Here is a 7605-nt window from a genome sequence, read left to right as displayed (position 1 = left end):
CCAGCTCGGCGCAGAAGGCGGCCTGGTCCATCGCGATGTCCTGGCCGGCCCTGGGGCCGAACTGCGGCCGCATCACGACCTTGCCGCCGCGCGTGCTGCGCAGGTACACGTGATCGAAGGTATGCGAGCCGAACGCATGGCCGTCGGCGGCCAGCGCCTTCCAGTACGGCGCCCAGCCCGCGTCAAGCGAATGGTCGCCGCGCACGGTCGGCTCGTTGGCGAGGAAGAAGGTCGCGCGCACGCGCTGGCGGCGCAGCACGTCGGCGATCAGCTGCGCCTGGCTCATGCTGCCGGTGTCGAAGGTCAGGTACAGGGTGCCGGCGCGGCAGTCGTCGGGGGCGGCATGGGCGGATGGCGAGGCGACGCAAGCCAGCGCGGTCAGCGCGGCCAGCAGCACTCGCGCCAGCCGCTGGCCTGTGCCCACCGATCTTCCCTCTCCCAGCGGCGGCAGAGACGGGCAAACCGCCAGGGTTGCCGGGGAATGCGCGTTGCCGAGCCTCATGCCGCCCTCGTCAATACAGCGGCGCCCGCGTGCGGAAATAGATGCCGTGCGGCGAGCGGCCGACGCGGATGGTCTTGACCAGCTTGCGGCTCGGCACGTCGATCACGCCGACCGAACGCGCCCAGCGGAAGGTCACCCACAGCGTCTTGCCGTCGGCGGCCAGCTCCATGTCGTCCGGCCCCGGCGGCAGGCCGGTGATGTCGCCGACCTTGGTCAGCGTCTGCTGGTCCAGGATGCTGATGGTCCCCGAGACCCGGTTGGTCAGCAGCAGATGGCGCTTGTCGCCGAGCGCGCGGAAGTTGTGCGCGCCCTTGCCGGTCTGGATCTGCTTGACCACCGCGCGGGTGCGCCAGTCGATCACGGCGACATAGTCGGCGCCGGTCATGCCGACCAGCAGATAGCGCTGGTCCGGCGTCAGCCAGATGCCGGCCGGCGCCGAGCCGGCCTCCATGCGCCACAGCAGCGTCTGCGTCGGCAGGTCGATCGCCGCCACCTCGTTCGAGTCCTGCAGCGTCACGAAGGCGATGCGGCTGTCGGCGGTGAAGGCGATATGGCTGGGGGTGCGGCCCAGCGGCAGCTGCCTGGCCGCCTTCAGCGCGCGCCCGTCCCAGCGGTACAGGTCGACGCGGTCGAGCCGGTTGCCGGTGACCACGAACCATTTCTGGTCCGGCGAGAAGCCGATGTGATACGGGTCGTCGATGTCCGGCACGCGCTGCTGGACCCGCCCGCTGACCGGATCGAGGAAGACCAGGTCGTTGCCGACCGCGTTGGCGACGATCAGCGAGCGGTCGTCGGGCGTGGCGATCAGGTGGTGGGGCTCCTTGCCGACCGGAAAGGTCTCCAGCACCTTCTGGCTGTCGCGGTCGATCAGGGTTACGGTTGCATCACCCGAATTGAGCACCACGACCACTTCGGCGTGGGCTGGAAGCGCCGCCGCGCCAAGACAGGCCCAGGTGAAACAGGCGGCGACGACACGGCGAAAGGCGGGCATATGCAGGGCGAACGGAACGGTTGGCGGACCGTTCTGGACGGTCGGCGGAAGGGTTCGAACAAGGAATCGAACAGGAATCGAGCAAGGAAACGGAACGGGTGGAACGGCGGGGGTCCGGCCGGGAATCCCGCTACAAAGCGCGCCCGCCTGACCGGCCGTCCAGGCGGCCGCTCATGCGACCGCCAAGGCCCACGCATTCTAACGTCGAGCCCCACCGTTTCGATGACCGGACGCGCCAAAATCGTGCGCAGGCCGTCCTACCGTTGCATCGACTCCCACACCTTCTGCAGACGCTTGACAGACATCGGCACCGGCGTTCGCAATTCCTGGGCGAACAGCGCGATGCGCAGCTCCTCCAGCATCCAGCGGAATTCCTCCAGCCGGGCGTCCTCGCCGCCCCTGCCCTGCCGCCGCTGCTTGTCCGCGCGCTGCCACTGCTGCAGCAGCGGCGCCATCTCCTGCTGCCGCTGGGTATCCCGGGCCGGATCGCCCTTGAGCTTGTCGATCCGCATCGCAACGCCCTTCAGATAGCGCGGGAAATGCACCAGCCTGTCGTAGGGGGTCTCGCTGAGGAAATGCTTGCCCATCAGCTGCGACAGCTGGGCCTGCATGTCGGCATGCGCGGCGGCGAAGGGCTTGGCCTGCAGCAGCTTGCGCGGCAGCGCCGCGTATTCGGCCAGGATGGTGCCGGCCAGCCGGGCGATCTCCTGCGACAGCAGGCCGAGCCGCCCGCGGCCCTCCTCCTTGCGCGCGGCGAACTCGGCCTCGTTGCGCGGCAGCGGCGCCTGCATGCAGGCGCGCTCCAGCGCCAGCGTCACGATCTGGTCGCGCAGCATGTCCTGCGTGCCCAGCGTCATGTACTGCATCGCCATCTGCGACAGGCCGGGGATGTTCTTCTGCACGAACTTGACCTGCTCGCGCAGCTGCAGCGCGAACAGCCGCCGCAGCCCGGCGTGGTGCAGCCGCTCGGCCTCCTGCGGGTCGTCGAACACCTCGACGTCGCAGTGGGTGTCGCGATCGACCAGCGCCGGATAGCCGAACAGCGTGCGGTTGCCCTTGCGGATCTCCAGCAGCTCGGGCAGCTCGCCGAACGTCCAGCCGGTCAGCCCTTCGTATTGCCCCGCCTCGGCGACCGGCGCCTCGCGCGCGACCAGGCTCTGGAACGACTGCTGCGCCTGCCCGCCGAGTTCGGCGCGCAGCTGCGCCAGGTTGCGGCCCATGTCGAGCTGGCGGCCATGCTCGTCGACCACCTTGAAGTTCATGAAGTGGTGGGCCGGCAGCGTCTCCAGCTTGAAGTCCGCGCGCCGGATCATGGTGCCGGTCTGCTCGCGGATATCGGCGATCAGCACGTCGATCAGCTCGCCTTCGGCGAACGGCCGGCGCTCGACGAAGCCCGCGGCATAGTCGGGCAGCGGCACGCAATGGCGGCGCAGCTTCTGCGGCAGCGACTTGAGCAGCAGGTGCACCTTCTCCTTGATCATGCCCGGCACCAGCCAGTCGGCGCGTTCGGGCCGGATCTGGTTCAGCGCGTACAGCGGCACCGTCAGCGTGACGCCGTCGCGATGGCTGCCGGGCTCGAAGTGGTAGCTCAAGCCCATGTCGACGCCGGCGACGTTCAGCGTCTTCGGGAACAGGTCGGTGGTGATGCCGGCCGCCTCGTGCCGCATCAGCTCTTCGCGGTTCAGGTACAGCAGCTTGCGGTCGCGCGCGCTCTCGGCCTGGTACCACTGCTCGAAGCTGGTCTGCTGATGGATGTCGGCCGGGATGTGGCGGTCGTAGAAGGCGTAGATCAGCTCGTCGTCGACCAGCACGTCCTGCCGGCGCGCCTTGTGCTCGAGGTTCTCGATTTCCCGGACCAGGCGCTGGTTGTGCGCGAAGAACGGCAGCCGCGTATCGAACTCGCCCTCGACCAGCGCGCGGCGGATGAACAGTTCGCGCGCCTCCCGCGGATTCATCGGGCCGTAGTGCACGCGCCGGTGCTGGTAGACCGTCAGCCCATACAGCGTGGCGCGCTCCATTGCCAGCACCTGGCCGGCCTTCTTCTCCCAGTGCGGATCGCTCCAGCTGACCTTGAGCAGATGGCGGCCGACCTGCTCGAGCCAGTCCGGCTCGATGCGCGCCAGCGTGCGGGCGAACAGCCGGCTGGTCTCGACCAGTTCGGCGGCCACCAGCCAGCGGCCCATCTTGCGCGCCACCAGCGAGCCGGGCCACAGATGGAACTTGATGCCGCGCGCGCCCAGGTACTCGCGGCCGCGGCCGTCGGCCTCGTCCAGCTTCTGGCCGATATTGCCGAGCAGGCCGGTCAGCAGCGCCTTGTGGACCTGCTCGTAGGTCGGCTCGCTGTCGTTGAGCTTCCAGCCCTGCTCCGCGACCGTGGTCAGCAGCTGCGAATGGACGTCGCGCCATTCGCGCAGCCGCAGGTGCGACAGGAAGTTGGCGCGGCACTGGTCCTGCAGCTGGCGGTTGCTCTTCTTGTGCGCGACCGCGTCCTCGAACCACTTCCACAGCTTGACCCAGCCGAGGAATTCCGATCGTTCGTCCATGAACTTGCGGTGCGCCTGGTCGGCGGCCTCCTGTGCCTCCTGCGGCCGGTCGCGCGGGTCCTGCACCGACAGCGCGCTGGCGATGATCAGCATCTCGCGCAGGCAATGCTGGTCGCGCGCGGCCAGGATCATGCGGGCCACGCGCGGGTCCAGCGGCAGGCGCGCGAGCTGGCGGCCCAGCGGGGTCAGCGCATTGCCCTCGTCGACCGCGCCGAGCTCCTGCAGCAACTGATAGCCGTCGGCGATCGCGCGGCCCAGCGGCGGCTCGATGAAGGGAAACGATTCGATCGCGCCGAGGCGCAGCGCCTTCATCCGCAGGATCACCGCGGCCAGCGACGAGCGCAGGATCTCGGGATCGGTAAAGCGCGGGCGCGCGGCGAAATCGGCCTCGTCGTAGAGGCGGATGCAGACGCCGTCGGCGACGCGGCCGCAGCGGCCGGCGCGCTGGTTGGCGGCGGCCTGCGAGATCGGCTCGATCTGCAGCTGCTCGACCTTGTTGCGATACGAATAGCGCTTGACGCGCGCGAGGCCCGTGTCGACCACATAGCGGATGCCGGGCACCGTCAGCGAGGTCTCGGCGACGTTGGTGGCCAGCACGATGCGGCGCGCGTTGGAGGGCTTGAACACGCGCTCCTGCTCCTGCACCGACAGCCGCGCGAACAGCGGCAGGATCTCGGTGTGGGGCGGATGGTGCTTGCGCAGCGCCTCGGCGGCCTCGCGGATCTCGCGCTCTCCCGGCAGGAACACCAGCACGTCGCCGGGACCGAGCCGGCTCAGCTCGTCGACCGCGTCGACGATGCCGTCGTACAGGTCGCGCTCGCGCGCCTGCGCGGACTTGAACGGACCGTCGCCCGACCTGCTGCCCTTGTCGGTTCCCTTGTCGGCCCCCTTGTCGCCGCCCTTGTCGGCCCCCTTGTCGCCGCGGCCGCCGTCCTCGGCGATCGGCCGATAGCGGATCTCGACCGGATACAGCCGCCCGCTGACCTCGATCACCGGCGCCGGCTTGCCGCCGCTGCCGAAATGTTCGGCGAAACGCTGCGCGTCGATCGTCGCCGAGGTGATGATCACCTTCAGGTCCGGGCGGCGCGGCAGGATCTCCTTCAGGTAGCCCAGCAGGAAATCGATGTTGAGGCTGCGTTCGTGGGCCTCGTCGATGATGATGGTGTCGTAGGCGCGCAGCAGCGGATCGGTCTGCGTCTCGGCCAGCAGGATGCCGTCGGTCATCAGCTTGATCGACGCGCCCGGCGACATGGTGTCGTTGAAGCGCACCTGGTAGCCGACGTGCTCGCCCACCGGCGAACCAAGCTCCTGCGCGATGCGCTTGGCGGTCGAGGTCGCGGCGATGCGTCGCGGCTGGGTGTGGCCGATCAGGCCGCCCTGGCGCCTGGCCTGGCCGTCCTTGCCGCCGGCGGTACGTCCGCCCTCCGGGGCATCGGCGGCCTCGGTAGCGTCGTTGCCCTCTGCGGCATCTGCAGTCTCGGCGGCATCGGCGCGTGCCGGTCCGCGGCCGATCGACAGACAGATCTTCGGCAGCTGGGTGGTCTTGCCCGAACCGGTCTCGCCCGAGACGATCACCACCTGGTGCTGCTCGATCGCGCGCGCGATCTCGTCGCGCCGCGCCGACACGGGCAGCGCCTCGGGGAAGGTGATCGGCGGCAGCGGATTGGCCGGCGCGGTGCGGCGCGGCGACCGGCGGCTGGCTTGACCGGCAGGCTGGCCTTCGGGGCGACGTGCGGGCTGACCGTCGGGGCGACGTTGAGGCTGGTCGTCGGAGCGACGTCCGGGCTGGCCGTCGGGGCGACGTTCGGGCTGGCCTTCTGAGCGACGCTCGGGCTTGCGTTCGGACGAGCGTTCGGACGGGCGTTCGGACTTGTCTTCGGTCGGGCCCTGGGACGAGCCGTGGGATGGACCCTGGGACTGGCGTGCGGACTGCGGTCGGGACGGCCTGCGGCGCGGGGCTGCGGGTGGGACGGGGCGTTGTTCGGACATTGGCGGGGATTATAATCCGCGCCATGAACGCCAGAACCGCCACGACCCCAACGCCCGGCGCGCACAACGACGCGGCCGGCGATCCCCTGCCCGACCCCGCCGTGGCCCCTGCCGCCGACCCCGCCGTGGCCCCTGACGCCGACTCCGCAGCCCACTCTGCCGATCCGCCGGCCGCGACCGTGGCCGTTCCTGCCAGCACGCCCGATGTGCCCAGCCTGACGAAGGCCCCGGCCACGCCCGAGCGCGCCGCGCCCGGACCGGACCGCCAGCAGTTCGTCGACTGGCTGCGCGCGGTCGCGCCGTATATCCATACCTTCCGCGGCAAGACCTTCGTGATCGCCTTCGGCGGCGAGCTCGTCAAGGCCGGCATGCTGAACGCGCTGGTCAACGACGTCGCGCTGCTGCACGCGATGGGCATGCAGATCGTGCTGGTCCACGGCTCGCGCCCGCAGGTCGAGGAACAGCTGGCGCTGCGCCAGGTCGAATCGCGCTTCGTCGACGGCCTGCGCATCACCGACAACGCCGCGCTCGAATGCGCGAAGGAAGCCTCGGGCGAGCTGCGCCTCGATATCGAGGCCGCCTTCAGCCAGGGCCTGCCCAACACGCCGATGGCCGGGGCGCAGCTGTCGGTGGTGTCCGGCAACTTCGTCACCGCGCGGCCGGTCGGCATCGTCGAGGGCACCGACTACCAGCACACCGGCCTCGTTCGCAAGATCGACGGCGACTCGGTGCGCATGTCGCTGCAGCACGGCAAGATCGTGCTGCTGTCGCCGCTGGGCTTCTCGCCCACGGGCCAGGCCTTCAACCTGTCGATGGAGGACGTGGCCAGCGCGACCGCCACCGCGCTGAAGGCCGACAAGCTGATCTTCATCACCGAGGTGCCGGGCGTGCTCGACCCGGTCGGCAAGCTGATGCCCGAGATGTCGCTGCGCACCGCGGTCGAGCGTCTGCAGAACAACCACCTGCCGCCCGACGTGGCCTACTACCTGCAGCATCTGGTCAAGGCGCTCAAGGGCGGCGTGCCGCGCGCGCACCTGATCCCGTTCGACCTGGACGGCTCGGTGCTGCTCGAGCTGTTCCTGCACGACGGCGTCGGCACGATGATCTCGGACACCGACCTGGAGAGCCTGCGCGAGGCCACGCTGGACGATGTCGGCGCGATCGTGCAGCTGATCGCCCCGCTCGAGCAGGACGGCACGCTGGTGCCGCGCGGCCGCCATCTGATCGAGCGCGACATCGGCAACTTCTCGGTGATCGAGCACGACGGCGTGCTGTTCGGCTGCGCCGCGCTCTATCCCTATCCGCGCGAAGGCATGGCGGAGATGGCCTGCCTGACGGTGTCGCCCGATGCCCAGGGCACCGGGGACGGCGAACGGCTGCTCAAGCGCATCGAGCGGCGCGCGCGCGCGCTCGGCCTGGATCGGCTGTTCGTGCTGACGACCCGCACCGAGCACTGGTTCCTGAAGCGCGGCTTCGTGCGCGCCAGCGTCGACGACCTGCCCGAGGACAAGCGCAAGCTGTACAACTGGCAGCGCAAGTCGATGGTGCTGATGAAGAAACTGTAAAACTGCAAGCGCGGT

At 69.7% G+C, this 7605-nt stretch carries 4 protein-coding genes; 1 reads left to right on the top strand and 3 read right to left on the bottom strand.

Features of this window, described 5'->3' with window-relative positions; genetic code table 11:
• The 3 genes from AC6EI8_RS09585 to hrpA form a co-directional block, all read right to left on the bottom strand.
• On the bottom strand, positions 1 to 424 hold a 424-nt coding region (locus AC6EI8_RS09585; RefSeq protein ID WP_498381811.1), incomplete at its 3' end, for a polysaccharide deacetylase family protein.
• An 88-nt stretch (positions 425 to 512) separates the two neighbouring features.
• Complete coding sequence (locus AC6EI8_RS09580; protein WP_149319146.1) at positions 513 to 1493, bottom strand: YVTN family beta-propeller repeat protein; 981 nt, start codon at positions 1491 to 1493, stop codon at positions 513 to 515.
• Between the two features lie 257 nt (positions 1494 to 1750).
• Positions 1751 to 6025, bottom strand: a complete 4275-nt coding sequence (gene hrpA / locus AC6EI8_RS09575; protein WP_498381810.1) for an ATP-dependent RNA helicase HrpA — start codon at positions 6023 to 6025, stop codon at positions 1751 to 1753.
• A 215-nt stretch (positions 6026 to 6240) separates the two neighbouring features.
• On the opposite strand from hrpA, the gene argA reads away from it, so the two are divergent.
• Positions 6241 to 7590 (top strand): amino-acid N-acetyltransferase, encoded by a 1350-nt coding sequence (gene argA, locus AC6EI8_RS09570; protein WP_187829255.1) that lies wholly within the window; start codon positions 6241 to 6243, stop codon positions 7588 to 7590.
• The last annotated feature ends 15 nt before the right edge of the window (positions 7591 to 7605 follow it).

The sequence above is a fragment of the Cupriavidus sp. R6-3 genome, assembly GCF_059772245.1.
The sequence above is the reverse complement of the archived record's forward strand: the minus strand, read 5'-3'. Positions and strand labels throughout refer to the sequence as shown.

Excerpts from the sequence above, each read along its gene's own strand:
- AC6EI8_RS09580 (WP_149319146.1), bottom strand. The coding sequence starts at position 1,493 with ATGCCCGCCTTTCGCCGTGTCGTCGCCGCCTGTTTCACCTGGGCCTGT.
- hrpA (WP_498381810.1), bottom strand. The coding sequence starts at position 6,025 with ATGTCCGAACAACGCCCCGTCCCACCCGCAGCCCCGCGCCGCAGGCCG.